Source organism: Mycoplasmopsis felis ATCC 23391 (assembly GCF_000701865.1).
GTDB classification, from domain to species: domain Bacteria; phylum Bacillota_I; class Bacilli_A; order Mycoplasmatales; family Metamycoplasmataceae; genus Mycoplasmopsis; species Mycoplasmopsis felis.
In genome coordinates this window covers 1-2,609 of sequence record NZ_JNKA01000040.1, presented here as the reverse complement: position 1 = coordinate 2,609, position 2,609 = coordinate 1, and the positions used below count along the sequence as shown (strand labels likewise).

Here is a 2,609-nt window from a genome sequence, read left to right as displayed (position 1 = left end):
GAATCGATATTAAAACTTGCTTGTCAAGAATTTAAACTAATCAAACAACATTATAATGATCATATTAATGAAAAAGGATTAATTGGAATTAATCCAGCAATGTTAATTCAAGTAGATAATGATAGTCAAAATGAATTAAAAAATCAAGAATTCAATCAGCAAATTAATCAAATTATTAATAACTTAGAAGCAAATGGATTGACTTGAGTTAAATATTTTGATTCAAAAGATAAAAATACAAATATTAGAACAAAAGATAATTGAACCTTAAGAGATATATCTAAAAACACATCACCAGTAGATGTAATTATTTTTAAAATTGGTCCATCAATCGGATGAAACATTCCTAGAGCTTGTATGTTAGTACAACTTAGAAATATTTCATCTAAAAACTTAAGTATCCAAACAATAGGTAGAATTAAAAGAAATCCTAATCCTGGTTTTGACTTTAGTATAAACTCAATTGCTAATAATTATTATATTTATAGTAATTTAAATGTGATTGATAATAATACCACTACTGCTATAATCAAACAAAAATACGTTCAAGAAGAATTTCCGTTTGGTTATTTACAAAGCAATTCTCATTCTGTCCAAGAAGGAATTATTGATATACAAACATATGAACAAAAAGTAATTGAATTTTTAAACAAAAAGTTTAAAAATTCTGTTAATGAATTTATCTATAAATCATTTTTTAATAATTCATATGATGAATATCAACATAAATATCAAAAGAATAATTTTATTTCTTTTGAAAGCCAATCATATGGAACAGCTAACTTTATAACTTCTAAAATCATAAATATAATAGATTTACAAATATATTTAAATAAATTAAAAAACAAACACAAAAAATACTTTACAAAGAATATAAATGATTATTTAAACAATTTATTTAGTCAAATGAATAACCATATGTCTAAACAATGATTCGATTATTTAGTTTATAAAAACTTAACAAATGATTTTAAAAGTATTTATCAACAAATAATCATAAATCAAATTAATAATCTAACTACACAATATAAAATTGATTTCAATAAAAATCTTCCAATTAATATTTTTATTGAAGATAAAGATGACAAAAATATTGTTAAAACAGATGAATACTTTGTTTATCAAGATTTAAGCAAATCTGATATATCAAATTTTTATTTAGATTCATTAGCGGAAAAAATGTTTGTTGATAAACTAAAGATTTATAATGAAATATTGAAAATTAAATTATGGTCTAAGAATCCATTACCAGATGGAATTTCATTTCAATACTTAGATGATAATTATGAACCTCATAATTCATATCCTGATTTTATTATTAAACATAATAATCATTATATTTATCTAGAAGTTAAAACATATAAAAATGATATTGATGAAAATAAAACAAAAACATTATATGAACAATATAAAAAATATATTGAATCATTAAATGATAAGGATTACAAATTAACTATGTTAATTTGTTTAGTAGATAATTCTACTACAAATCTATATTTTGCAGGAAGCAGTTCAATTCCTGAATTAAATGAGAAATTATCAAATGTATTAGAAAATCAAAATCATATTCATGATAAGATAAAAAGTAATTTGGTTAATAGTTTGAATGATATATTTAAGTATTAGAGTAGTAAAAAAATAAAAAACTATTAAATAAATTGAATTATTATTAGTATAAATGTTTTTATGAAAATTTTCTAGTATAAAAAGTTTTGAATTTTGTAATATAAACTACTTTACATAAAACTATGTAAATTATGATATAAAAATTAATTAATGTCTCCTTATAAAGGCAATAGTTATTTATTTTAATTGTGTTTAAATAAAAGAATATAATTATGATATTAACAATAAAAACAAAATAAAAAAGATGTTAAAATTCTCATTATAAAATCAATTTATAAGATTTAAAACATACGGTTTCTTTTATTGATTTTATAATAAACAAGATAATTTTAATGAAGTGGAGGTAGCACTTACTTATGTTATTAATTAAAAAATTCAAAAAACTTACTTTTATTTTAGTTCCTGTTTGCACTCTATTACCTATTAGTTTAGTAAGTTGCTCAAAAGATGATAAAAAAGAAGATTATTTATATTTTAATTCAGATAAAAATGTTTTAACAATTGAAGGTAAATTGTTCAATATAAATTTAGAATCTGACAGAGATGTATTTAAAACTTCTGAATGAAAATTTATTAAAAATCAAAATGAATTACAAGATTTAATAAATTCATTTAACTATGATATAAATAAATTCAGCGAAAGTAAATTATTAAAAGAAATAAAATCCTTAGATTTTTCTCAAAAAAGTATACTTTTTATACCTAATATTTTAAAAAGACACTCTATGTTTGCTGGATATAAAAAATACAAAGGTTGAAATATTAAATCATTCAACCAAACAAATAATTCAATTAAAGTTATTTTTGAATTTTCAGAACCCGCAAATTCAAATGTAGGTAATGATAGCGTTTGGGAACAATGAAAACATTACTTCCTAGTTTTAGATAAAATTAATTCTGAAAATGAAATATCATTAAGTTTTGAAAATATTAACTAAGAGAATAAATTATAAATAATACTAAAAGAAGAACGCAACAATAAT

General features: G+C 20.0%; 2 protein-coding genes. Both read left to right on the top strand.

Going from position 1 to position 2,609, the window contains the following annotated elements:
* A partial coding sequence (locus T405_RS03965; RefSeq protein ID WP_036431338.1) for a hypothetical protein occupies positions 1 to 1,626 on the top strand: 1,626 nt, incomplete at its 5' end.
* A gap of 356 nt (positions 1,627 to 1,982) precedes the next feature.
* Positions 1,983 to 2,564: a hypothetical protein gene (locus T405_RS03500; RefSeq protein WP_036431334.1), complete on the top strand. Its 582-nt coding sequence runs from the start codon at positions 1,983 to 1,985 to the stop codon at positions 2,562 to 2,564.
* Positions 2,565 to 2,609 lie beyond the last annotated feature (45 nt).